The sequence below is a fragment of the Bacilliculturomica massiliensis genome, assembly GCF_900605495.1.
Classification (GTDB): Bacteria; Bacillota; Clostridia; order Peptostreptococcales; family Anaerovoracaceae; genus Bacilliculturomica; species Bacilliculturomica massiliensis.
In genome coordinates this window covers 296,869-321,655 of the sequence record NZ_LR027601.1, presented here as the reverse complement: position 1 = coordinate 321,655, position 24,787 = coordinate 296,869, and the positions used below count along the sequence as shown (strand labels likewise).

Here is a 24,787-nt window from a genome sequence, read left to right as displayed (position 1 = left end):
AAAAAACGCTGGGGAGTCTGACTCCCCAGCGGCTATGAAACTATTTTTCTTTCCTTATGGGACCTTGGTCGAAATCGACGCTTCCCTTTAGGCTGGCATGCAAATAACCGCAATGCTTTATAAACAGGCAATGCATTGCGCTGCGGTCATCCGGAACCGGACTGGAACGGTTCAGAGGGCCGTCCGTCGCTTATATTTCGGCTGTGTGTGTAAATCGACCTCTAGCAGGCGCCCCTCTGATTAACCGTTGACACATCGCTGAAATTATTCTATCATAATAAGTAATCACACCAATTATGTACAGAATATGTTCAGCGGCTTTTTGCGCGCTGAAACCGTTCAGCGATCACTTAGATTATACTGAATTATTTCAGCGTTGTCAATGGCTTCCGCTGACATTTTTCAGGAGGAATTTCATGTCGGTATACGAGACTATACTCAGGTTGTCAAAAGAAAAAGGGCTGAGCCAATCTGCGCTGGAACGGGAGCTGGATTTTGGACGCGGCACCATTTCAAAATGGAAACGGGGCAGCGTTCCGTCTTCCGATAAACTCCGGAAGCTGGCCGACTATTTCGGCGTCACGGTAGATTACCTGTCGGGCAGGGAAGCCCCGTCGCCGCAGACAGGCGGCGACGAGCTCAAGGCTGAGCTTTTTGGCATGCCCCCTGAAATGGTGACAGACGATATGATCGACAAGGTAAAACAGTTCGCACGGAGTACGGCCCTAGGTGAGCCCGGCGCGGCTGGTACCGACCTGCGGCTTTCCGAACTTTTTGCCGCCGTAAACGATTTTTCTGAAGATGATCTGGACTGTATTCTTGAGATCGTTCAGGCATTTCGCCGTTACCGCATCTGTTCCGGCCGCCGGCAGTGACCGGTCTCTATGCTGCGTGGCGGGAATCCTCCCCATTTTAAAAGGACAAAAAAACAGCGGTCTTTATCTCGCCGCTGTTTTTTTATGGACTGTACCCGTACCTGATCCTTCCTACACTTCGACACTGGGTCCGATGGCTGCTGCAGCCACTGCCGCATCTTCAGGCTCTGCGGTCTCTTCGCCGCCGCCCGCACACACTGCGTATTCCGTTTCTTCATTTTCCTTTGTCTGGAGTTCATCTTGACGCGGACTCTCCGACGTGCTCTCCCGCTCTGCCAGCGCTTCCTCGTACCTGCTGAATATCGCGTCGGAGATCTTCTGTCTCGTCTCCGGCGTCAGCGGATGAGCCACGTCCTTATAAGTCTGCCCGATCTTTTTGCTGGGCATGGCCACGAACATTCCATTCTTTCCACTCACGATCTTGATGTCGTGAATCACAAATTCACTGTCAAACGTAATTGACGCAACTGCCTTCATCTTGCCCTCGTCGTCGATCCTGCGGATTCTTACATCAGTGATTTCCACCGTGCACACACCACCCTTCATGATCAATTCCGAAACTATATGTAGGCTATAGTCTGTGTCAATATTATACAACTTCTTCCTGATTCCGACAACCGTTTTCTTTCTATTCCTTCAAATTAACTGTAAAAATGTCTTCGTTTCTTGATAATTCAATGGTTCCGGCGTCTTCGTCCACCTCTCCCAGGTAGAGAAGCGGAAAATAATCCTGCACTTTCTTCTTCTCCGGCGTCTTCGCGGCGATGACCACGCCGGTCCCCGCCACCTCCACGTCGAACTCCCGCATCATATCGCGTATTCCTTTCACACTTCCTCCCGCCCGCATGAAATCGTCGATGATGATAGCGCGGTTGCCCGCTTTCACCGCCCGCTTGGCGATGGACATCTTCTGCACCCGCTCTGCTGAACCGGAAAAATAGTTGATGCTCACCGTGGATCCCTCGGATATTTTGCTCTCACGGCGTATGACTACCAGCGGAAGATTCAGAAGCTCCGCCGTCATCAGCGCCACAGGTATCCCCTTCGTCTCCACCGTCACCACATAATCGCCCCCGGACTGGGCGAATCTGGCCGCGAAGATCCTGGCGGCCCGCTTGGTGATCCCCGGATCAAACATGACGTCGGAGGTATAGAGAAATCCGTTCCCCAGGATCCTCCCTCTGTCATTCAATTTATCACACAGCTCCGTCAAAAGGGCGTCCGCTTCCTTTTCTGAAATAAACGGCACGTACCGCAGTCCGCCCTTGGCGCCGGCAGCTGTCTCGATACAGCCCAGTCCCGACGCTTCAAGGGCCTGGCGCGCCAGAGCCGCGTCCTCGCTGATGCTGGATTTTGCGCAGCCGAACATTTCGCAGAAATGCGCCAGAGAAAACACCTTGTTGGGGTTTTGACTGAGTATGTGTATCATCGCTCCCACGCGTTCCGTTCGCTTCATCCTTTTCCTCCCATTTTTCCTTACGTTCCACTGCCGCTCCGGCCCTGCGACGGACCGGCCCGCGCCTCTGCCGTGCCTCGGCGGGCGCCCGCCTGTCACATCCAAAGGCCGGTCTGAATACTATGGATTGATTCTATTCGTTTTCTGCTGTTTTGTCAAATTCGCCGCATTCTTCTCTTTTATTTATGGTATAATATCCGCAGAGCGGATATTATACGATTCTGTGCACGGCGGACGCCATGTGCGGATCACATGAATGAGCGTGCGGTTATCTTTTACCGCGCACATCACCGGCACAGCAGAGATAAAGCGGCGGTCGCATACGATCTGCAATCGCAATATATATGGAGGACAAAATGTTGAATTTATCGGAGTTTAAACACGTGCACTGCATTGGGATCGGCGGGATCGGCCTGTCTGCCATCGCCGAGATTTTTCTGGTACGGGGTTATACCGTTTCAGGTTCCGATATGAAAGCCAGCGATACCACTCAGCATCTGGAAAGCTGCGGCGCTACGATCTATTATGAACACAGCGCGGAAAATATCACCGGCGCGGACCTGGTGGTCTATTCCGCCGCCGTCTCCCAGGAAAATCCGGAACTGGTGGCTGCGGCCGAACAGGGGATCCGGACGGCTACCAGAGCGGAAGCGCTGGGCGCCCTCATGGACGGATACGAGAGCAGTATCGCTATCTCCGGCACCCATGGAAAGACCACCACTACTTCCATGATCTCTCTCATTCTGGAACACGCCCGGAAAAATCCAACCATTCTGGTGGGAGGCAATCTGGCGGAGATCAAGGGGAATGTGAAGGTCGGCACCAGCGATTATTTCGTGACAGAAGCCTGTGAATACATGGACAGCTTTCTGTCTCTCCGTCCCAAGATCGAGATCATTCTGAACATTGACTCGGATCACCTGGACTATTTTAAAGACATCGAACACATCGTCAGTTCCTTCGACCGCTTTGCCAAACTGGTCCCGCAAAACGGCACGGTCATCGCGTACGACGCAAATCCCTTTGTGAAAACAGTGGTCCGGGATCTGCCCTGCAACGTGATCACCTTCGGTTTTAACGATCAGTCCGATTATTATGCCTCAAACATCGAATTCAACTCCTTCGGCATGCCCTCTTACGACCTTTACAAGGGCAGAAAGAAGCTCTGCACGCTGCAGCTTTCCGTGCCCGGCGAACACAATATCGCCAACAGTCTGGCCGCAGTGGCCTGCTGCCACAGCCTGGGCGTGGAGATAACCGATATCGTGTCCACTCTGGAGAGCTTCACCGGCACTCAGCGCCGCTTCGACGTCATCGGAGTGACAAAGAATAATATCCGCATCGTGGACGATTACGCCCACCATCCCACAGAGATAAAAGCGACGCTCTCCGCGGCGCAGAACATTCCCCACAACGCTCTGTGGTGCCTGTTTCAGCCCCATACTTACACGCGGACCATGGCCCTCTTTGACGACTTTGCCGACGCCTTTACAGACGCGGATAAAATCATCGTGGCGGAGATCTATGCGGCCCGCGAAAAGAATATCTACAAGATCAGCTCCAAAGAACTGGTGGCGGAGATCAAACGCGTACATCCCGGCAAAGAAGTCTACTTTATCTCCGACTTCGACGAGATGGCAAACTTCGTCCTCAACAACGCCGATCAGAACGATCTGGTGCTGACCATGGGAGCAGGCGATATCTACAAGGTTGCGGAGATCGTTCTGGATAAAGACCGGGCCAACGGCTGATGAAGAAAGCTGGAATCGGATCCGGATCTGCGAAAGTGATGCAGGTGTCATTATGAAAAAGATCTGTTTAATCTTAGCATTCGTTTTCGTTTTTGCATTGTCCGTTCCCCAGGCCGCCTATGCGAATATGGCGGCTCCCGAGGATGCAGATATCGGTTCGTCGATAACATTTGAAAAAAACGATTCCATATCAGTTTTATCAGAGGTATTGGATATCACAGTGGACGGTTCAAAGGCGCATATTTCTGCGACTTACAGAATGAAGAACACCACCGATGAAAGCGTTTCCACACGATCCATGTTTCTTTCTCCCAATATCGAGACCAGCGGCGTCCAGGTGACGGTCAACGGCAGAGATACCTCTTTTAAAACGGAACGTTTTGTTCTGAACTACGATACGGAGATAAAAACAGACGGCTGGCAGTATGCTGTGCTCTCCGATGTGGAGGCCGAAGGTCTTATGGGGGAGCGGAGTGTTGACAGCATAACCTTTGAGATGGATTTTGAACCCAACGAAGAATACGACGTCGTGGTCGCTTATGCCTACCGTCTCGGCGGATACCCCGACTATGATTTCAATGTAAAAGAGGGGCGTATCGATTACTTCCTCGCCCCCGCGGCAATGTGGAAAAGCTTTGAAAACCTGACCATAAATTTATATCTCGACAAGGATATGCCTGTCATATCACGCAGCAATTTAGAGTTTGAAAAAATCGATACGCGTACATATCAATACGTTTCGGATACGCTTCCCGCAGAAAATCTGAAGATCGTCATTGACGAAAACTGGTATCAGAATATTTTCAGCACCTTAAGGAGTCCCTATCTGCCTATGACCCTAATGCTGTTTTCGCCGATCATTATCGCAGTTCTGGCAGTGGTTATCTTTATGATCTGGCGTCTGCGCAAATGGAAAAAAGAAAATTCAGATCATCAGGCAGCAGACAGATAGCGCCGCAGGAAAAAGCAGAGACAGACAAAAGGGCGAAAGCAGCCAGTGCTTTCGCCCTCTTCATATTATTGAGAAGCTGCCCATCCGCCTGCACAGGCCTTAGCCTGTTTACTGCAGCGCGTTCCTCACCGCGTCCAGCAGTTCTTCCTTGTCATACACTCCGGTGTGGAGCACCTTCTTGTGCTCCAGGCCCGCCAACCCTCGGGGCACCCGTACTCCCGTCTTCGCGTTGAGCGCGCTGATGTACGCAAACCCGTCAGCGAACTCAGGCAGACCGATCGCTTCGGCCACGCTGTCCGCAAACTTATAGGCGCTGGCCGTGGAGGCGATGACGGCGGGCGTTTCGTCCCCCGACTCTTTTCTGTAGTCCTCGTATACCTTATAGGCCACCGCCGTGTGGGTGTCCATGAGATAGCCGTTTTCCCGATACATGTCGCCGATGGCTTTTTTGGTCTCCGCCTCAGTGGCAAAACCGCCGTAAAACGATGCCAGGCCCGCTCTGATCTTTTCATTCACCTCGTAGCGCTTTTCCTTTTCCAGAGACGCCATCAGCGACGCGATCTCCGCCCCGTCATTTCCGGATAAGTGATACAGCAGCCGCTCCAGATTGCTGGAGATCAAAATATCCATGGACGGCGAGTTGGTCAGATGGAACTCTCTTCGAATATCGTAAACGCCCGTATTGATGAAATCAGTGAGCACCTTGTTTTCATTGGACGCGCAGATGAAACGGTCCACCGGGACTCCGATCTGCTTGGCGTACCATGCGGCCAGAATATTTCCGAAATTACCGGTGGGCACCACCACGTTCATGGGTTCGCCTTCCTTCAGAACGCCCTTCTCCAGCAGCTTCACGTACGCCCACACATAGTAAGCCACCTGCGGCACCAGCCGGCCGATATTGATCGAGTTGGCCGAGGAGAGCTTCATGCCTTTCGCCGCCAGTTCTTCCGCATATGCCTGGTCGTTGAATATCTGCTTCACGCCTGTCTGCGCGTCGTCAAAATTGCCGCGTATGGCGTACACGTGGGTATTCTTCCCCTCCTGCGTCACCATCTGGCGTTCCTGTACCTGGCTGACGCCCTCGTTTGGATAAAAGACGATGATCTCCGTGCCCGGAACATCTGCAAACCCTTCCAGGGCGGCTTTTCCCGTATCCCCGGACGTTGCCGTCAGAATAACGATCCGGCTCTCTTCCTTCTCATTTTTCATCGCCGTGGTCAGCAGATAGGGAAGGATCGACAGCGCCATATCTTTGAAAGCGGCGGTCCTCCCGTGATACAGTTCAAGGAAATACGCGTCGCCTCCCTTTACCAGCGGGGCGATCTCCGGCGCTTCAAATTTGCTGTCGTAAGCGCTGTCGATGCAGCGCTTCAGATCTTCCTGGGGATAATCCGTGAGAAACAGTCCCAGGACCCGGAACGCCACCTGGCGATAGTCCGATCCGATCAATTCACTCAGCGCGCAGGGAAGCTGCGGAAACCGCTGGGGCACATACAGCCCCTTGTCCTCCGCGATCCCTTTTATGATCGCCTGCGCCCCGTTCTTCTCCTGCAGGCTGCCTCTCGTGCTCTTGTATTTAATCATAGCTTCTCTCCTTTGATCCAAACAGTATAAGCGAAAACGCCTCCCTGCGGCCGGTCCCTCCAGCGTCTTCTCATCCGCAGGGCCGCACTGCCCTTCAAACGATTTATATATCATCATAACAAAAACGACCGCGGTTTTCAACTGTAAGCGAAACTCCTGCGGCCGTTTTTATCATCCGTCACCTATTCCGGTCTCATGAGCCGGCAGCCGGCATGGACCGTCGTCTATATCTTTTTACTGCAGCATCTGCCAGTACTGCTCCAGAGAGCAGTCCCGCGTCACGCTCTTTCTTGAGATGGAATACATGCTCATGCCCCGAAGCGGACGTCGGGGAAGCGTGGAATACGCTCTGGTAAAATATTCTTTTGCTATTTTGGCAAGAGTGTCTGTGTACTGCCCTTCCGGGTAGGAGATGGCTTTCACAGGCTTTCCCGTGATAGACTCGATCACATATTTGGAATAGCGGAATTCCGTCCTGACGTCCGCCTCCGTCAGCGTAGTCAGATCCCGGTGGGTCTTCGTATGAGACTGGAAGCTCACCAGACCGCTGGCCGACATTTCCCTGATCTGCTCTCTGCTCAGATAGCCGGGCTTTCCGATCTGGTCTGAGATCAGAAAGACAGTGGCTTTCGCCCCGTATTTCTGCAGCACCGGATAGAGCTCCGTATAATTGTCCTCATACCCGTCGTCGAAAGTGAGAACGACAGAAGGAGTGGACGTTTTCTCATACTCTTCCGCAAAGAGGAAACGGTAATTGTTTCTCGTCAGCAGAGCCACCTGCGCGTCCAGATCGGAAGGGCGCACAAAGAGACTGGTATAATCGGTAAAGGGTTCTTCCTCCACCAGGTGATACATCAGGACCTGCGGCGCAAAACGCGCCTGGTCCGAAGCGGCAGTCAAAAGCAGACATACCGCGCACACGGCAGCCAAAATTCGTTTCATAATTTCTAATCTCCCCTTTTTCACATCCCTGCTCCCGCTTCCGTTTCTGACTTTATCCTATCACGGAGCGGTGCGCGGTATTTTCATGAACTGACCAGCCGGCGGCCGTCTCTGGGACGGCCCTGGCCCCAGAGCATCTCTGCGGCCGGTTTCGGTCCGGCTTCCCCACACAAGTCACTTCATTTCATTTGTTTCATATGTTTCACGTCAGATCAGGCTCAAAAACTCCTCCGCCTCATCCAGATCCAGCGTCCGCAGCAGATCGCGCACGTAGCCGGAAACGCTGTCGGCCTCCTCGTCGGAACATTGATAACAGTTGCGCGTATACTCTTCCACGATCTCCCGGCAGCGTTTTCGCTGCCCCTCGTCCCGCGTCACCGCAAGCAGATCGATGGCGTTGGACAGAACGATCTCCGGATGAAGCAGACACATCTGCTGCAAAGCGTAAATGACTACGCATTCCAGTCGGTCCTTCGCGCACAGAGCCTCCATGCCGGCCAGTTCAAGGAGGCGGTTTACCTCCTCCGGAGCCATCTCCAGATGAAGGGCCAGCGCGATGAGCTGTTCCCTCCGCGGCACCGTTCCGTGGACCGTAAGCATGGACCATATCTTTTCAAAACGCCTGGGGATCCCCAGAGCGGAAAACACAGAGCTGGCGTTCAGCGCCGGCGCTGGATGCGGCCGGCCGCCGGCGGATCTACAGTCTTCGGTCCACGGGCCTTCCCCTGTCCCCCTGGGCTCTCCCGCAGATCGACGTTCGCCGCAGGCCGCTGACAAACGGCGCTCCGGATCCCTGGCCAGCAAATACTCCTGCAGATAAGCGGCCAGCTTCTGCCCCCTTCCGGTGAGCAGATCCCCATGGTCTGCAGAAAAACGCAGAAAATCCTCCTCCGCCTTCATTTCACGGATGTGCTCCGCGGCGGTCTCAGTATTTAAAAACGTCTCATCAGAGGGCTCCGGCGGCTTTTTTCCGGTCTGCTTCTCCAGGCAGCGCCTGTAAAGCTCCTCCGCATATGCGAATGTAAAACGCCCGGCGTCCTGACCTCCCGCGCTGCGCCGCTGCAGCGTAAAGATGCACACCGCGTCGAACAGATCTTTCGCGTAAAGGCTGTGATAGCCGCCGTAACGCGTCAGCAGGCGATTCACCTCAGCCGGACTCATCCCCAGCCCAAACCCTATTTTCAAAAAGGTATTTCTGCTTCTGGGCGCTCCGCCCTGACAGCACCATTTCTTCAGTGTGTTTTTGCTGATACCGCATTTCCCCGCCAGCCGGTTATAGGAAAGACCGCTCTCATCCAGCAGCCGGTTGATGCAGCTCTGCCAATTCAAATAGCAGCTGTCGTATTTGCGGAGGATCTCCCGCAGATCGGAACTGTCCTCACAGAGTTCAACATCTTTTTCGATGACTGTCGTCTCGAGTTCATTCCTCATGGCGCCACCCGATCGGCCGCCTGCTCCGCGTCCCACTCGCACACGAAGCCCACCCGTCCAACGGAGAACGAACTCAGCCCATCCTCCCTGGAATCGTTCCAGACCCAGCCCTGTGTCTCGCTGTTTACAAGCATGAGATAGTATTCGATCCCTCCGGAATTGTTCGGCTCGTTTATGCCCCAGGCCGCATAGGTGAACCGCTCGTCCGTGATCCATTTGAAGCCCTTGCTTATATTCTTGTTGTCCGCGCCGATCCAGGCCGCCACCACGTCCTTTTCATCCAGCATCTCCAGAATGAGCTTTTCTTCCTCTCTGGAGGTGATCGTCGCCAGATGACCGCCCCGGCCCTCACAGTACACCCTGGCCTGCTCCCAGGTCAAATTCTGGATGATCACCTCGTAGGTGCTGTCCAGCACGCCGTCCTCCAGGGCTCCTGCTCCAGCGCTGGGGTATCTCGTACCGCCGTTGTCCATCGCCGGTCCGGTGCCGCCCGGATGAAGAAGTCCGTTCAGCCCCGCGCCCGCCGCCAGCGCTGCAGCGCACAAGATGGCAGCCGCGCGCACAGACAACCTGCGTCCGCCGGTTTTCTCAGCTGTCTCCGGGCTGCCCGCTGCTGCGGCCAGCGCCTCCCTGAACGCCTCGGCGCTTGTAAATCGATCCTTCGGCTCAGGCGCGCAGGCCTTCAATATGGCCTCGTTGAGCAGCCGACATCCTCTGCCCGCCGGCGGCAGCTCCACGCCCCGCTGCCTGCGTCTCACGGCCTCCTGACGCTGGCTGTAGGTGGAACTGTCCGCAGTCAGCGGAAGAAAATTCCGGTTCAGAAGCTGATACAAAACCACGCCAAGTGAATAAATATCTGCAGCCGCGCCGTAGCTGTCTCCGCGGGCCACCTCCGGCGCCATATAGGCCGCCGTGCCGATGACCGTCTCCAGCATCCTTCCCGCCTGAGCAGCCCCCGCCGCTCCGAAATCGCCCAATTTATAGCCGCCGTCCGCCGTTCTGAAAATATTGGCCGGTTTGATATCCCTGTGGACGACGCCCAGCCGGTGAGCCGCCGCCAGCGCCAGACACAGATCCTGTCCCAACCGGCTGACTTCCTCTTCCGATAAAAGCGCTTCGTCCCGCATCAGATCTGCCAGACAGGTCAGCTGTTCCATGCGGATGAGAATGTCGCAGCCCTCCAGACTACCGTCCTCCCGTCTGCGTTCTCTGATCTCGTCATCGTAGACCGTCACCACATGGCTGTTTCCGGAAAGCAGCTCCATCCGCTCGATCTCGTCCACCGCGCGCTCGAAGCAGTTCTGCCGCACATCCTCGTCTTCGGCCCATATCTCGATCACCTTCACCACACACGAAAGCATCCTGTCACAGCGTATCCGTTCTAACTCAAAAACAGCGGACCGTCCGCCCGCATATAACCTGCGGCCGACTTTCCACTGTCCCCAGAGCGGCTCATAACTATGTAATCTTTCTTCGAGAGAAGCCAAGGTTTTCACCTCCGTGATCAGCGCTTTACATGAAACAGTTTACTTCAAATTTCACCCCGGCTCAACAGATTCCGACAACTGTCTTTAAGATGTAATAAAAAAGTTTCCTTCGGAAACATATTCGCCCTGCGGACTCACCTTCACAAGGTGAACTTTTTTGAAACATACGGAAATATCAGCAAACGATATTTCCTATGTTATAAAAAACGGGCGGCCCCGCTTCTTTAAAGCGGGGCCGCCCGATGAAACTTTCACATTAACCGATATCCTGAAACGCCTGTGCGATGCGTCCCCGCACCTGCTCAAGCCCCATGATCTGCTGGATCTCCCAGAGATCCGGCGACATGGTCCGGCCCGTGATCGCCATGCGGATAACGTTGCTCACGTGCCCCACATGGCCCTTATACTGATCCGGATTTTTCTTGAAATCCTTCGGCTTCACCGCGTAACCCAGATCCGCCGTGATCGTCCGCACCTTCTCAAACCACTGGTCCTGATCGTCGTTGGGATCGTAGGTCTGGAAGTAACGGTTCAATATCTCCTTTGCATCCCTCCAGGATACATTCTCCGGATAGCTTCCCTCGATGATGAAATGATCGTCGAAGAAATAGCTGATAAAGTGGAAGATCTGACGGCAGTAGATCAGATCTTTTCTCGGCTTCTCTCCGCCTCTGTCTATGGAAAAGATCCGCAGCATTTTCTCGTCGTTTGCCGCCATGAGCTCCGCCAGCGCCGGCTGATACTCTCTCGCCCAGTTCAGCATATAAAACAGGATCTCTTCCGCCGTCATACGGGCCAGAACATCCTTGCACACATCGTTCAGCTTATCCAGATCGAACAGCGTACCGGAGTTGCTCATCTTGTCCGTGCTGAACGCAAAGGCTTCGATGGGCGCCTCGGGGTTGGCGATCCGCCATTCTTCAAAATTGGAATTCAGGATGGTCATCAGGTACTCCCGCACTCCCGCCGGATGGTACCCTTCCTTCTTATAATACTCCAGCGACAGCTCCGGATCCTTTCTCTTGGAGAGCTTCCGCTTCGTCTCGCCGTCCATCTTCATGAGCACTGTGGTATGGCAGTAGACCGGCGGCTCCCAGCCCAGCGCTTCAAACAGCGCCACGTGGATCGGCAGCGACGAGAGCCATTCCTCGCCCCGCAGTACATGGGTAGTCCGCATGAGATGGTCGTCCACCACATGGGCAAAATGATAGGTGGGGATCCCTGTCTTTTTCAGGATGACCACATCCTGATCGTTTTCCGGCATGGACAGCACTCCCCGTATACCGTCCTCCACCGAGAAATGCCGCTCCGGGTCTCCCTGCGAACGGAAACGGACCACATACTCCTGACCCTGGGAGATCCGCTCCACCACCTCTTCAAAACTCAGATCCCTGTGCCGGGCATACTCGCCGTAGATTCCGGGATTCAGCTTGTCTTTTTCCTGCTGATCGCGGATCGCCTGTATCTCATCCTCTGTCATAAAGCAGGGATACGCCAGACCCATAGCCACCAGCTTTTTCGCAAAGCACTGGTAGATCTCGCCCCGCTGGCTCTGATAATATGGGCCGTAATCCCCCGTTTCCCCAGTGAGCGTGGCTCCCTCGTCAAAATTCACTCCAAAGTGATGCAGCGCGTTGATGACAGCCGGCACCGCGCCCTGTACCTCCCGCTTGTCGTCCGTGTCTTCGATCCTGAGATAGAACACGCCCCCGCTCTGGTGAGCCAGACGTTCGTCCGCAAACGCGCCGTAGAGATTGCCAAGATGAATAAATCCCGTTGGGCTGGGTCCCAGCCTGGTCACCTTCGCGCCCTCCGGCAGATCTCTGGGCGGATAAATCGCCTCATAATCCTCCGGCGTCTTCTTGATCTGCGGAAACAGCAGATTCGCCAACTTGTTGTAATCCATGTTTTCAGCCTCTCTCTTATCATTCATTTTTATTTTATTATGCAGGAAATGTCTCCGCGACATTGACGGAATAACAAAGACGCGGCAGCCGATGGGACAAGCGAAACGCTTATCTTAATTATATACTGCCGCGGCTGTTCCCACAATGCCGTTTTACTGAAGGATTTCAGGGAGCCAGCAAAGGGCCGCGGTTCCTGCCGGCGCCGCCTTCCATTCTTCCATTATTGTTTTCCATAACGAAAAAACCGCTGAGCGTTGGATCCAACGCCTTCAGCGGTTTTTTCTCTTGGTATCCCGTAGGGGAGTCGAACCCCTGATTCCGCCGTGAGAGGGCGACGTCTTGACCACTTGACCAACGAGACATGTCGTTTTGTTCTAACCGGAACGTTTTTTATTATAGCCAATCGAAGCGCGTTTGTCCACTGTTTTTTTGATTTTTTTTCATTTTTCTTTCATCAGGACTGGTCAAAGCTCTTTTAACTGTGATATGGTAAGAGATAATGTATCGCAGAACCGGGCGATCAGGCCGACGCGGTCCGGTTTTTTTCAGGAAGCAAACGAGGGGGGATCTGTTTGATCAGCAATGTGTTTCTCTACTGGTCGGTTTTGCTGGCCGGTATTTTAGTGGGAACTTATATAAAAAAGAAGCGGGCAGGCCGGGCGCCCAAATGGTTTCGCGTGCTTGGGCCGCTGCAGACGGCGGCGCTGGGCGCCCTGATCTTTGTGCTGGGCATGGGGATCGGAGCTGACGAACAGGTGGTGTCGTCACTGTCGGAGATCGGTTTTTCTGCCGTGGTCATCGCCCTGTCCTGTCTGGCTGGCAGTATTTTTCTCACCTGGGTGGGAAGAAAGCTCACAGGGCTTGACCGGGAGGGCCGCCTGCCAGGAATGGATCCTGCGGCGGCAGCGGCTTCAGCGGATCCGAAGGCGGTGGACGGCGATGATTAAACTGGTCGTAGGAATGATGCTTGCCGGCGGGCTGACGGGGTTCTTCTTTGCGCCGGACGCGCTGCTGTCCCATCAGGGGCTTCTGGTCAATGTACTTCTCTGTACGGTGCTGTTTACCATCGGCATCGAGCTGGGAAGAAAGGACAACGCCTTTAAAGGCGCTGGGAAGGCAGGCCTCCGCATTCTGATCATTCCGCTCATGATGGTCGCCGGAACGCTGATATTCGGAGGACTGAGCGGCCTGATCTGCGGTATCCCCATTCACGAAGCGATGGCGGTGAGCGCCGGCTTCGGGTGGTACTCGCTGGGGCCGGTGCTGATCGCAGATTATTCACCGTCTCTGTCCGCCGTGGCGTTTCTGTGCAATGTGATCCGCGAGACGCTGGGCATCGTCCTCATCCCGATAGTCGCGCAGAAGATCGGCTATATCGAATGCGTCGCCGCGCCGGGTATCGCTGCGATGGACATGTGCCTTCCGATCATAGAGCGCTCTGCCAATGAGAACGTGTTGCTTTACGCGTTTGTGGGCGGAACCATGATGTCCGTGTCCGTTCCGCTGCTGATTCCCCTGTTTCTTGCGATCTAGGCCGGACCGGCGTATGAATAAAGCATGCCGTGTGATCGATCTGATTTTATATCCTGCGGGCGCGGCCCGAAAAACTATTTTTATTTTAAGCTGTGTGTAACACAAGGAGGAAAAAAATGAAAAAGCTGTTTGCAGTACTGCTGGCCGCGGCCATGTGCTTTGCGCTGTTTGCCTGCGGGAGCGATCCGACTCCTTCGGATGTGGTCAAAAGCTATCTCGACGCGGTAAAAGCTCAGGACCAGGAGGCCATCGCCAAAGTATATGCCGGAGAAGCGAAGGACGCTTTATTCGACGCCGGCGATTTGGGCGAAGAAGACGAAATGAGCGAAGCCTTCGACAAGTCCATGGGCGACAAATTTGCGGCCTTTGAGTATACTGTGAAGGACGAAAAAGTGGACGGCGACAAGGCCACTGTCAATGTAACTCTGAAAACATACAATTTCGGCGAAGTTTTCTCCGCCGCCATAGAGGAATACATGTCCCAGGCCATCGCGCTGTTGTTCTCCGACGCCTCGGAGGAAGAGATGGATGCTTTGATGGAAAAGATATTTACTGAAAAACTGGAAGCCGCTTCTCTGGATTATGAAAGCGATGCGGCCATTGACCTCACCAAGACAGACGAGGGCTGGAAGATCGACAAATTCGGCGACGATTCCGATTTCCTGAACGCTGTTTCCGGAGGTTTGGCCGATTATCTGCAGGGCCTGGGCGGCAGCCTGAGCGACTAAAAACACAGTGTCTGCAGAAGGTCCTTACGGCAGATCGCCGGGCGTCTCTTTTTCGCGCCCTGTTCATTCCGCATACTGGAATTAATTGTCGTTATGCATTTCATTATTTCAAATTCTTGATCTCGAAATATTGCGAATATACGGGAGGATATGGTATAATGTCCGCATAGCGAACATTATATGGATTCTGTGCGCGGCGGACGCCATGCGCGGATTATGCCATGTTGGTCTCCGGCCAAACATGGCACAATAACCCCATAGCAGCTATTATTTGATTCTGCAAACCTATCCAGTATGGCACTTCCCGCGGAAACGCGCGCGTTCAGCCGTGTCCGCCGCGGAGGCGCAGCAGGCCTCAAGCCTGCACAGAGAAAAGGAGAATGAAAAATGATTGTCGTACACGTAACTTACAAGATGAAGCCGGGAACGAAGGAACAGTATATCAAAGAAGTTCAGGACGCGAAGATCGATCAATGCGGGAGAAAGGATCCGGGCAACATCGTCTATGACAACTATTATTCCGCATTCCGGGATGACGAAGTCATCTTATATGAAATGTGGGAAGACGAAGCATCCCTTCTCGCGCACCAGACTACGCCCCACAACATCGCCCTGCAGGATATCAAGAAGAAATACGTTCTGGAGACCTCCATCAAGAGAGTGGACGGTGTGGAAAAGAACTGGCCCTAATCAAAGGGCGGTCCGAACGTCCAGTCAGCGGACCAGAAACGTCACCGAATAAATGATACTTAAAAAGGCTGAAACCGGCAACATGACCGGCTTCAGCCTTTTTTCTGTTTCGTTTCTTCAGGGCGGGGCGTCCCCTAAGCGATCATTTTTTCCGCCAGTTCCACTGCAAACACCACCACACACGCGCAGCAGGCCACAGTCAGCAGACTTTTTTCCCTGTAGGCCAGCACCAGCGCCGTTCCAAATCCCGCCGCAGCGGACAGTATACCCGATGTGGAAAACAGGATCGCCGGAAAGGTCATGGCTGCCAGCGTGGCATACGGTACATAATAGAGGAACGACTTGACAAAGGGATTTGTGATCTGCCGCCGGATCAGAGTCAGAGGAAGCGCTCTGATCAGATAAGTGACCGCCGCCATCACAAATATATAAATGTAGATATTATTCCGCAAGGTTTCCCGCCTCCTTTTCCGCTGCGGTCTCCCCCGGTTCTCCGCCCTCTTCCCCCACCGGCATCAGCACAGCTGCGGCCGCGGAGACGATGACCGTGATCAGTATCACCTGAAAACCCGAAGATATGGCGCCCAGCGCCGGGATCACCCGAAACATCACGCTGACCAGCATAGCGCAGACCACAACTCCCAGCACAGATCTCTCCCCTTTCGCCGCCGGGATGATCACCGCCAGAAACATTCCGTAGATCGCGATCCCCAGCGCGCTGATCACGCTCTGAGGCAGCAGGTTTCCGGATACTACTCCGGCTGTGGTTCCCAAGGTCCAGCCAGGGATGGCCACGGTCATAAGACCGTAAGAATAGAAGGGGTTCAGCTCCCCCGGGCGGCATACGCTGATCCCGAAGATCTCGTCCGTGACCCCGTAGGCCACCCCGAATCGATGGGCCGCCGCTCCGTCCTCTTTGATCTTCTGCGACAGCGCGCAGGACATGAGACAGTACCGCAGGTTCACCACCAGCTGCGCCAGCGCCATCTCTGCATAAGACCCGCCTGCGGAGATCATGCCCAGCGCCGCAAACTGTCCGGCGGAGGTCAGATTGGTCACCGACATCAGACTGGCCTGGAAAGCCGTCAGTCCCACGGCCTCCGCCTGAATTCCGAAAGCAAAGGCCACGGCGAAATATCCCAGACAGATGGGTATCCCGTCTTTCATGCCCCGTCTCCACTCCTCGTCATCCACACTCATTTCCATTTTTTCATTCCCCACCTTCCTGTCTGCCTGCAGCATCACGAGCAGGAACCTCGTTTTTCGCTGGCCGGCAGTTTCGACATACTGCGGATCCACTCCCCCGCAGCGCTTCTGCGCCGCATCTCCAATATGCCAAGCCACACTCTTGTCATTTTCCGAATGTAAGTATATACTAAAGTCATCCATTAGTAAAACGACTGATTCTAATCAACAGATCAGTTTTTCTTATTTATCTTCTTGTCTGTTATTGAGATCCCAGGCTGCGCAGACGGTCTCTGAACAGACGGAAAGCACGGCCCTGGCGCAGATCGCTTCATGGATCCGCAGAAAGAGAGGAAACACAGATGAACCGCTATATCGCTGTCATGAAGATCGTCGAGACCGGCAGCTTTACCAAGGCTGCGGAAGCTTTAGGCTACACTCAGTCAGGTATCAGCCAGATGGTCCGTTCTCTGGAAAACGAGTTGTCCCTTACGCTCCTGCTTCGCTCCCGCACCGGGATCACCCTCACGCCTGAGGGCAGGGTTTTGCTGCCCTTTCTGCAGAAACTGGTAAACGACGGACGCGAGCTGCACGAGAAGGCAAAGGAGCTCTCCGGTCTGGAATCAGGCGTGGTCAGGATCGGGACGTTTTCCAGCGTGTCCTCACGCTGGCTTCCCTGGCTGCTCAAGGAATTCGGCAGGCGTTATCCCAACATCCGTTTCACCCTGCATCAGGGAGATTACACCTCCATTCCCCAATGGATACGCATGGGCACAGTGGATTTCGGTTTCGTCAACCCTCTGGCCGTGTCGGATCTGAAGACCGTAGACCTGGCGGGAGACCCTCTTCTTGCGGTTCTGCCGGAGGATCACCCTCTGGCTTCTCTCTCCGCCGTTCCTCTGACGGCCCTTTCCAACGAGCCGTTTCTTCTGGTAGAGGAGGGAACGCTCAGCGAACCTCTGGACGCCTTTGCCGCTCAGAGACTCACTCCCAACGTACGGTTCCGCATTCACGACGATTACACCATCCTCTCCATGGTGGAACAGGGACTGGGAGTCAGCATCCTCTCTGAAATGGTCCTGGGCCGCACCGATCACCGCATCGTCACCCGGCCCGTGGATCCCCCGATCACCCGCACCATCGGCATCGCCTTTCAAAATAAAGAGGCTCTGCCTATGGCAGCCAGATATTTCATCGATTTCCTCATAGAGCACCAAAAAAAACTGCAGGGATGATCGAAAAAGACATCCCCGCAGCGCAGCGTTCCCGTACGCCTGTACTTCTCATACAGCGCGGTCAGTCGCTCAATGCCTGCATGAAAATTTCGTTGAAACGTTCCAGTTCGTCGTACATGATCCCGTGCCCGCTGTTTTCCAGAGTGCAGAGCTTCGATCCTCTGATCCCCTCGTGCTGGAGACGGGCCAGATCGTCGGACACTACCGTATCCTTTGCCCCATGGATGATGACGGTGGGAACGCAGACTGTTTTCAGGTCCTCCCTTCCATCTTCATCCCGCAGGGAGATCGCCGCTTCCACAGTGCCCACGCCGGAAGCGGAGAGCGCGATGCCCTCAAACCACTCCTTTGCCGCCGGTGTCTGGGGGCTGGCGAACAGCTGATCCCAGGCAAAATTCCGGCAGAGCTGAGGCCGGTCCGTAGATGCCAGATAGATCAGCTGGTTTACGTATTCCCGGGGCAGCCCATAGGGATAATCACTCCTCTGCGTCCAACAGGGTGCGGCCGCCGACAGCAGGATCAATCTCTTCACGCCGCAGCCTCTGCACCGATTCATGTAGCGCAGCGCCACAGCCCCGCCCATGGAGAAGCCCACCATAGTGAAATTCCGCAGTTTCAGCGCGCAGACCACGCTGTAGATATCCTGCGCCATCTGATCATATGTATAGCCGCCCGCCGGCGTATCCGAACATCCAAACCCCCTGAGATCCACAGCGGTCACTCTGTAGTCCTTATCCAGCAGCCGCTGGATCTGGTACTCGTAGATCTTGTGGGACAACGGCCAGCCGTGCACGAGAAAAACAGTCTCTCTCCCCTGCGGATTATAATCGTACACTGCAATTTTGGTCCCGTCCGTAGCTTTGACATAAATCATATCTCAATCCTCCCATGTCCTTCTGTCTCAGTATATGCCCATGGCAAATAAATAGTGTCTTAATCATAATTTTATATCCCTTCATAAACCTTCAAATACCCGTAATTATTGGCTTTCTGGCGTTTTCTTATTTTTTGGTTTTGCCTTTCTCTACGCATAACTACATAAATCTGCGTAAATTACCGAGCAAATGGCGTAGTAAACGGATCAGTAAAACAGTAACTGATACACAAAATATAACTTCTTACTCATATTCTCGAATCACTGCATCCACTACATCTTTTAATACATATGGAATTTCCGCTTGAAGTAATTTCTTTTCCAACTCAGTTCTATCTACAATCCACCTTTGCATGTATGGTTGATTACTATGATACCGGTTTCCAAGGCTGGTTCTATTTCCATAATAGCATTCAAGTTGGCCAATTTGTTCACCGCATTCATCAAATAATTTAACACCACTAGCATCAATTGATATATGCCATCCAAAAGCCAACAATGCTTGTTTGCTAAAACCACACATAATATTACTTTGTTTAAAACTCTCTATGCCATTATGATGCATAGTAATATTGTAATGTGGCTTTTCATAGAAATCATCTCTTCTCTGCAATAACAATTTTGAATTTCTCTCATACGCACAAGCTGCATATTCAGGTTTCATACCCGGGATATTTAAATAAGTCAGCATAAATCCAAATATTTCTTGTTTATAAGTGTAATCAACAATAGTTCCCGCAAGTACTACGTTCTCATCTGGCACATTCATTTCTAATATTTCCCTAATTCGTAACAACTGTTTTTCTCTGCTGAATTCTGAAAATTTATCAATATTACTGATTAGTATTCCTTTATTCTCACACCAATATAATGGCGTAACTAATAATGTATATGGCTCTGATGCTGACAAAATAATGCGTGACAGTTCATTCTCTACTCCATCCCATCTACCAGATACCCAATCTTTATACAGTACTCGGAAGAATGCAATATTTACTTTATCACAAACAACTTTGCAATTTGATGAGGAACGATTTAATTTTATAAGTTCTGAAATTTCAGTCATTTGTTCTGCATAATCAGCTGTTCTTTTTTCAACATCATCCAAATTTATTTCCAGGCTTTTTTCAATTCTCTCCTTCATTTCTATGACACAATCATATCCATTAATCCATGGGGTATCTCTTGTCGTTTTTATCAGTTTTTTTATTCCACGTTCTGGAATTTCCATAAAGAATTCCTTATCTTCCCTCAAATATTTTTGAAACTGCTTTGGCCACAATGTTTCCAGCATAATATTTGAATATAGTGCAACATTGAAATCATCATCGTTACAGTGTTTATGAACAATCTCATAGAGCACAGATCTACTTTTTTCATCGAAACACCACAACAGCTCATATATCATCATCAACCACTCTTTAGCCCGATAATGGTAACTATTCCAGTCCACCTCGATATTTTTCAAATACCTATTATCGCATCTTAACATTGCAAACACCCCTGCCAATGCTGTCCGAGCGGCATCTGCATCCTCTGACAAAATCAGCAGCTTCATTATCTGATAAAACAACGTCTCTATTTTATCTGCATAGTCCCAGTTAATCAGATTATAATATTCATAGTCCTCCTCTATCTCCGGTTCTTGAAAATGCCCAGCTGCTGTCATCCAGCTCCTCTGCATTTTTATAATTTCATCCATTCCTTCTTTGCAATATTGTTCCCCCTGTTGATGCATTTTCCATCGAACTAATTCTGGTAAATCTAATTCCAAATTATTACTTTCCCGTTGTACTACATCATTCAGATAATCGCAAATTGCCTGATCAGAAAGATCTGGTGTGGACTGCTCAACTAAATACTCTAAAATGCTATTATGCCTGATACTATAAGAATCTTTTCCAAATTCATATCTTAACAATTCTTTGAAAATTTCTTCTGGCATTTCATGTCTGTCTATCAACTCATGAATCACTTCTTTTAATTCGGCTTTTTTTACAGTGCTTTCATCACCTAAAAGGTATTTCTTAATAGTTTCAATTGATATCTCACTAATGAAAACTGTATTTACGACATCACACCACCTGTTTGGAATTATATATTTAACAGGATCTGAACATAAATTAATGTATGCAGATCCATATTCTTTAAGTTTATAATATATAGAATTAATGTCACTTTTTTCCGCGCACAATTCAATTGCTCGCTGAAGCGAATGAATAGTCGCATGATTGTCTTCATCTCGCCAGTCAAGGAGTCCCATACCTATTGCCCATATAGAAAGCAACTCTGATTCTTTCAATCTCACATTTTTCAAATATCCAATCAGACCATCCACCAAATAAGAAGGTATCTTAAATCCCTGCGCAAGATAATGGTTGTTTTGCAAAATCTCCTTTATTTTCGGATATCCGCCACTGAATATGTCTGCAAATATTTTGCTATTTAGCGTATATTCAAGACGATTATCACCTACTAATTCCATTTTATCCGAAATTTCTTTTACTGTTTCTGCATATTCATATATGAACTTTTCATCATATTCAACAAGTGCACTATACCAGCTTAGCAAATAATCTGCGGCGTACTCTTTATGAGATACATATCCGACAACTGACCACCGAGCTTTTTCCAACACATTATTCATATCAATTGTATTAATATCATACCTCTCTTTAACTGTACAAAAATCTTGAATAATTCGATTGCGGTCCCCTATGCTTTCATTCCAAACTTTTCCATTTTCTGCCATCCATTCATTAAACCAGTCATGTATCCGATTTTTATTTTTTCGATAATAAAACATACCAGCATCCAATAATTGATTAACCGGATTTTTAGAAAATATAGTCTCACATATATCATCCACGGTATCTTTAAACTCTTCAACTTCATTTCTTGACAACGCAATATACGCTTTAAGTATAAATGGTCTTAAATGAATAGTTTCTAAATCTCTGTCATTTGGATTCCAGTGTTTTATTAATAATGCAGTCATGAGCTGCTTCATTTCCACCACATTTTCTAAAAACTTCTTTCCTGCATGTTTTGCGGATAACCATTTCCCTATAAAGCAAATATTATTAAAATACATCCCAAGATAAGAACGATTATAATGACTATGCTTTTTCATGAAAGTATCTGTTATGGATGACGTCAATTCACTTCTTGTTTTTGGCCGCAAATATGCTGCTACAATCGCATAAATGCTATAATATGTCATCAAATTTTCAATATTGTCATCTGGTAAATCAACATTTTCGATCTGATTCCATAATTCTTCTTTACAATCATTAGACCACTGTTGAGGATTCGCTATAATTTGCATAAATGTAGATACTAATTTCCCCATACTATTTCGAGACAACCTATCACGTAAAACATTATCTACATGTTTGATATCTTCATATCGATTTTGCTCGATCAACTTCTTTACACCTTCAACAAGTGGATCTATGTATACCAATTCTAATGTATCTAATGCACTCGAAAGTTCTTCGCCTGATAATAATATGAAAATATTCTTTAAAACGGATTCTGTTAAACGATATGCAAATCGATTATTAATTACCACTAACTCTCTCAGCCCATACAAAATTGAAAATTCTCCTGAACGACACACACATTCAGCCAAATTATCTGCAACATTCTGGAATCCTGAAGAAAGGAATTCCTTATCATCATCCTCAGATACCATACGGGTATATATTTTTGCAATATCTATTTCAAAAAACCAGTTTTTAAATAGACTCTTGGCTCGATTTAATTCTCCTCCATCATACAAACGCTTTACTAAGCTTATAACTGTATTCAGTATATCAAAATTCCATGCAGATTCCGGTTGTACATAACATTCATATGGATGAATATTTATTGAAGTCAAACTTTTTCTAAAGTTCGATTCTTCAATTTCATAACTACTTTTTTCAATTTGATCAATAGTCATATATCCCAAAGCCAAACATCTCATATTCGCCCAATCAATCGGATTATTAGCAATGATACCTTTTAAAATATCTTTGGAAATTTCTCTAAGTTCATTTATTTCAACACCGTGAACGTATGCTGAAATAATGTAATCTGCAGAATAAATCTTTGTAAATTCTTTTTCTCGCCCCGCCAGCTTTAGAAAACGCAAAATATCCCTATAATAAGCCAAAGTCTTCTCTTTCAGGTTCAAATAATAATCCGAAAGCCCAGCATATACCTCTTTAACAAGTTCTATATCCTGTCCTATAATTCCTGACAAATATACTCTGATATCATTATGCAATAATGTATAATTTTCATCATTTGCAATCAGCAATGGGCTTAAAGCTTTCAACACATTTTTCCATCCAGATACTGAAATGTTTTCTTCCGGAAAAAATCCTTTCATTTTTACCGCATTAATAGGTTCATTAAAAAAAGCAAATACTCCCGCCATTTTATAATCCACAAACGGAATTTGCATATTTTTCTTTGCCGCGTCCCATATAGATTTATAATATTCTTGAATATTTCCACTTAACTTTCTATTTTGCAATTGTTCCTCAAGTTTCACCGGATCAGACTGCTGCATAGCTTCATGTACGGCAAAAATTGCTGCAAGTGTAATCCCTTGTGCATATTTACCTATAAGATTTGATATCTGTTGTTTATAAACTGTATTTTTCTCTGGCATTTTATCTTCTACAAGAGTAAAAATATCTGATACCTGTAATGATGGTACGACTATCTCTTTTACATTTTTTGCCTCTTCAAATAGCCACAGCGGATAATTCTTATAGTCTTCCTTCGGCTGGCCTGCCAGAAGAATCTTTACATTTGACGGAATATATTCTGGATCTGGGAGCGTAGCTAAAAAAGTTTCTTCCATGAAACCAGCTCTTGCTGCATGATCTATTCCATCTATTGCAATAATAAATGTTCTTTCATTATCTTCCGCATACCTGGATGCTATTTTAAAAAATTGCTCTTTCATTTCTTCCAGTGTCATTAATCCATTAACAACAGGAACATTATACTTTTGTAATTTGCCTTTTAAAAGTTTTCTAAGCTGATTAAAAAGTTCATTCCAGAAATTTGTCTTGTCAACACGTTTTGAAACATCCATAGGAAGATATTCCTTTGATGGATCTATAGGCTCATATGCATAATATCTGATATCAACTATACTATTTCTTTTTCCACTGATTTTACTTACAATATTTGTCTTCCCAGTACCCGGAATTCCTGATAAGAACACAACTCTACTATCCCCATCTAACAGTTCTGTTTCCAGTCGATTTACCAAATCATTTCGACTTTGAAAAAATGGTTCTGACGGAATCAAATCATGATTGTAAGAAACTGTATCTTCGTCTACAGCAAGAGCTGCATAAACATCTTCTGCCGTAATGCATGAAGCTATTCTTATAGAGGTTGTCCAATTTCTTAATGCGTGATCAAGTTTCATCAATAAGACTTTCGCCACATCTAGCTTCACATTAAATGCCATCTGCAGTTTTTTCAACAAATCTTCTTCTATTTCAATCAGCCCCACTTGATTTGTTTCTATTTCAAGGCAACGCAAAAATGATAGTTTATCCTCATCCTTTTCAATATACTTCAGTTGTGATTTCCATTCATTCCATGCTGATTCGTGTTCTGAAAATACTATTTCATCAAATGCTTTTCCACCTATAATTTGCTCTTTTAGTTCCTTCCAAAATGTCTTTAACGCTGGACGCTTAACACTCCTGTCCTGCCCAGCAGAAGATACTCTATTTCCTACTTTCCTGTTTGTAAATAAACATACTCTTGTTTTTTGATACTTATCTTTTTCATCAATCCAAGATTTCGCAAGTTCTCCCAGAAGTGAATACTTGTTTTTCTCATCTTTTTTTGAATCATCAATCATAACAAGATCTCCAAATGTCAATGTATCATCAGCCCTTGTATGCTTTACCTGAATAAACAACTTTTCTCCATCCTCATATGTTACCACCACATCATCCAAGCCTAGACCTATGTCAGCTTGTAACTCTACGCATTTTATGTTGTTATCCGGATTAAGCATATCTATGATATACTGCTGTCCTACAGACCATTCATACCAATATGGATCTCCCATTCCAGGCTTTGTTTTCTCAGAATAATTCATTTCTTAATTTCCCTTTACAAAAAAGAATCC

At 49.3% G+C, this 24,787-nt stretch carries 19 protein-coding genes and 1 tRNA gene; 8 read left to right on the top strand and 12 right to left on the bottom strand.

From position 1 onward, the window contains the following. Nucleotides 1-416: 416 nt before the first annotated feature. Nucleotides 417-875 (top strand): helix-turn-helix domain-containing protein, encoded by a 459-nt coding sequence (locus tag E0E37_RS06510; protein ID WP_130862181.1) that lies wholly within the window; start codon nt 417-419, stop codon nt 873-875. Between the two features lie 111 nt (nt 876-986). Here E0E37_RS06510 and spoVG read toward each other — a convergent pair whose 3' ends face one another. Continuing rightward, nucleotides 987-1,421 carry a septation regulator SpoVG gene (spoVG, locus tag E0E37_RS19280; protein ID WP_130862180.1) on the bottom strand — a complete coding sequence of 145 codons (435 nt, stop codon included), beginning with the start codon at nt 1,419-1,421 and terminating at the stop codon, nt 987-989. 82 nt (nt 1,422-1,503) lie between these two features. Further along, nucleotides 1,504-2,331, bottom strand: a complete 828-nt coding sequence (gene purR / locus E0E37_RS06500; protein ID WP_130862178.1) for a pur operon repressor — start codon at nt 2,329-2,331, stop codon at nt 1,504-1,506. Nucleotides 2,332-2,687: 356 nt separating this feature from the next. Here purR and murC point away from each other — a divergent pair, with 356 nt between their 5' ends. Together murC and E0E37_RS06490 are read left to right on the top strand one after the other, a co-directional pair. Beyond that, complete coding sequence (murC, locus tag E0E37_RS06495) at nt 2,688-4,082, top strand: UDP-N-acetylmuramate--L-alanine ligase (protein WP_130862177.1); 1,395 nt, start codon at nt 2,688-2,690, stop codon at nt 4,080-4,082. A gap of 52 nt (nt 4,083-4,134) precedes the next feature. Continuing rightward, nucleotides 4,135-5,034, top strand: coding sequence for a DUF4424 family protein (locus tag E0E37_RS06490; RefSeq protein ID WP_130862176.1), 900 nt, complete (start codon nt 4,135-4,137; stop codon nt 5,032-5,034). A 108-nt stretch (nt 5,035-5,142) separates the two neighbouring features. Here E0E37_RS06490 and thrC read toward each other — a convergent pair whose 3' ends face one another. The 6 genes from thrC to E0E37_RS06460 form a co-directional block, all read right to left on the bottom strand. Then, on the bottom strand, nt 5,143-6,621 hold the full coding sequence (thrC, locus tag E0E37_RS06485; RefSeq protein WP_130862174.1) for a threonine synthase: 1,479 nt from the start codon (nt 6,619-6,621) through the stop codon (nt 5,143-5,145). A gap of 234 nt (nt 6,622-6,855) precedes the next feature. Then, nucleotides 6,856-7,563: a polysaccharide deacetylase family protein gene (locus tag E0E37_RS06480; protein WP_130862173.1), complete on the bottom strand. Its 708-nt coding sequence runs from the start codon at nt 7,561-7,563 to the stop codon at nt 6,856-6,858. 207 nt (nt 7,564-7,770) lie between these two features. Continuing rightward, nucleotides 7,771-8,994: a helix-turn-helix transcriptional regulator gene (locus E0E37_RS06475; RefSeq protein ID WP_130862171.1), complete on the bottom strand. Its 1,224-nt coding sequence runs from the start codon at nt 8,992-8,994 to the stop codon at nt 7,771-7,773. Beyond that, nucleotides 8,991-10,490, bottom strand: a complete 1,500-nt coding sequence (locus tag E0E37_RS06470) for a protein kinase domain-containing protein (RefSeq protein ID WP_330548549.1) — start codon at nt 10,488-10,490, stop codon at nt 8,991-8,993. Before E0E37_RS06470 ends, E0E37_RS06475 begins: the two co-directional genes overlap by 4 nt. A 247-nt stretch (nt 10,491-10,737) precedes the next feature. Next, the gene (gene gltX / locus E0E37_RS06465; protein WP_130862168.1) at nt 10,738-12,387 is read right to left on the bottom strand and encodes a glutamate--tRNA ligase; all 1,650 of its coding nucleotides are present in this window, start codon (nt 12,385-12,387) and stop codon (nt 10,738-10,740) included. A gap of 287 nt (nt 12,388-12,674) precedes the next feature. Further along, nucleotides 12,675-12,749, bottom strand: a tRNA-Glu gene (locus tag E0E37_RS06460). 211 nt (nt 12,750-12,960) lie between these two features. Here E0E37_RS06460 and E0E37_RS06455 point away from each other — a divergent pair. From E0E37_RS06455 to E0E37_RS06440, 4 genes are all read left to right on the top strand, one after another. Further along, nucleotides 12,961-13,335 carry a LysO family transporter gene (locus E0E37_RS06455; protein ID WP_165445241.1) on the top strand — a complete coding sequence of 125 codons (375 nt, stop codon included), beginning with the start codon at nt 12,961-12,963 and terminating at the stop codon, nt 13,333-13,335. Further along, nucleotides 13,328-13,921: a lysine exporter LysO family protein gene (locus E0E37_RS06450; RefSeq protein ID WP_130862164.1), complete on the top strand. Its 594-nt coding sequence runs from the start codon at nt 13,328-13,330 to the stop codon at nt 13,919-13,921. The genes E0E37_RS06455 and E0E37_RS06450 overlap by 8 nt, the downstream gene beginning before the upstream one ends. A gap of 116 nt (nt 13,922-14,037) precedes the next feature. Continuing rightward, a complete protein-coding gene (locus E0E37_RS06445) occupies nt 14,038-14,649 on the top strand; it encodes a DUF4878 domain-containing protein (RefSeq protein WP_130862162.1) in 612 nt (203 codons plus the stop codon). Nucleotides 14,650-15,036: 387 nt separating this feature from the next. Beyond that, on the top strand, nt 15,037-15,339 hold the full coding sequence (locus E0E37_RS06440) for a putative quinol monooxygenase (protein WP_130862161.1): 303 nt from the start codon (nt 15,037-15,039) through the stop codon (nt 15,337-15,339). A gap of 134 nt (nt 15,340-15,473) precedes the next feature. On the opposite strand, the gene E0E37_RS06435 is transcribed toward E0E37_RS06440, so the two are convergent. Beyond that, complete coding sequence (locus E0E37_RS06435) at nt 15,474-15,791, bottom strand: AzlD domain-containing protein (protein WP_130862159.1); 318 nt, start codon at nt 15,789-15,791, stop codon at nt 15,474-15,476. Beyond that, nucleotides 15,781-16,683, bottom strand: coding sequence for an AzlC family ABC transporter permease (locus tag E0E37_RS06430; protein ID WP_330548548.1), 903 nt, complete (start codon nt 16,681-16,683; stop codon nt 15,781-15,783). The genes E0E37_RS06435 and E0E37_RS06430 overlap by 11 nt, the downstream gene beginning before the upstream one ends. A gap of 203 nt (nt 16,684-16,886) precedes the next feature. Here E0E37_RS06430 and E0E37_RS06425 point away from each other — a divergent pair, with 203 nt between their 5' ends. Next, the gene (locus E0E37_RS06425; protein WP_130862157.1) at nt 16,887-17,759 is read left to right on the top strand and encodes a LysR family transcriptional regulator; all 873 of its coding nucleotides are present in this window, start codon (nt 16,887-16,889) and stop codon (nt 17,757-17,759) included. A 61-nt stretch (nt 17,760-17,820) separates the two neighbouring features. Here the strand turns inward: E0E37_RS06425 and E0E37_RS06420 are convergent, their stop codons facing one another. Then, nucleotides 17,821-18,633: an alpha/beta fold hydrolase gene (locus E0E37_RS06420; protein ID WP_130862155.1), complete on the bottom strand. Its 813-nt coding sequence runs from the start codon at nt 18,631-18,633 to the stop codon at nt 17,821-17,823. Nucleotides 18,634-18,877: 244 nt separating this feature from the next. Continuing rightward, nucleotides 18,878-24,757 carry a P-loop NTPase family protein gene (locus tag E0E37_RS06415; RefSeq protein WP_130862154.1) on the bottom strand — a complete coding sequence of 1,960 codons (5,880 nt, stop codon included), beginning with the start codon at nt 24,755-24,757 and terminating at the stop codon, nt 18,878-18,880. Nucleotides 24,758-24,787 lie beyond the last annotated feature (30 nt).